Origin of the sequence: Streptococcus cristatus (assembly GCF_003943505.1) — a bacterium.
Taxonomy (GTDB): Bacteria; Bacillota; Bacilli; order Lactobacillales; family Streptococcaceae; genus Streptococcus; species Streptococcus cristatus_E.
Window position 1 is genome coordinate 1 of record NZ_RJPS01000063.1, and the last position, 746, is coordinate 746.

Sequence of the window (746 nt, forward strand, 5' to 3'; positions counted from 1 at the left end):
GATAAACTCTGTCACACCAGCTTCTTGCATTTTAGCAATACTATCGTAGAAACGAACCGGCTCCATGACCTGACGAGTTAATAATTCCTTAATTCTATCAGCTTCCATAATATCCGCCTCTGTATTGCCCACTAGCGGAAGTTGAAAATCAGCAAATTCTGTTTCAGCCAAAACCTGAGCTAATTGCTCACTGGCTGGTTTCAAAAGAGCCGTATGGAAAGGACCCGAAACATTCAGCGGAATCAAGCGTTTCACACCTGCTTCCTTGAGGAGTTCCACCGCTTTATCCACCGCTGCCACATCTCCCCCAATGACGATTTGACCTGGAGTGTTGTAATTGGCAGGAGAGACGACTCCTAGCTGACTAGCCGTCTGGCAGGCTTCCTCAATAAGAGCCACTTCCGCATTTAGGACCGCAACCATCTTTCCAGAACCAGCAGGAGCCGCTTCCTCCATGAAAGCTCCACGTTTTGCGACTAGAGCTACCGCTGTTTTGAAGTCCAGCGCGCCAGCAGCTACCAAGGCAGAGTATTCACCCAGAGAAAGACCAGCCACCATATCAGGCTGGATTCCTTTTTCAGCCAGCAGGCGATAAATAGCAAGAGAAGTTGTCAAAATTGCTGGTTGAGTATAGCGAGTTCGGTTGAGTTTTTCTTCATCTTGGTCAATCAACGCCCGAACATCATAGCCCAGAACTTGACTCGCTTCCTCAAAAGTCGCCTTAACCACATCATACTGTTCATAGA

1 protein-coding gene is annotated in these 746 nt (G+C 47.7%); it reads right to left on the reverse strand.

Annotation, left to right across the window (positions count from 1 at the left end):
- On the reverse strand, nt 1–746 hold a 746-nt coding region (gene fabD / locus D8792_RS10975), incomplete at both ends, for an ACP S-malonyltransferase (RefSeq protein WP_125374011.1).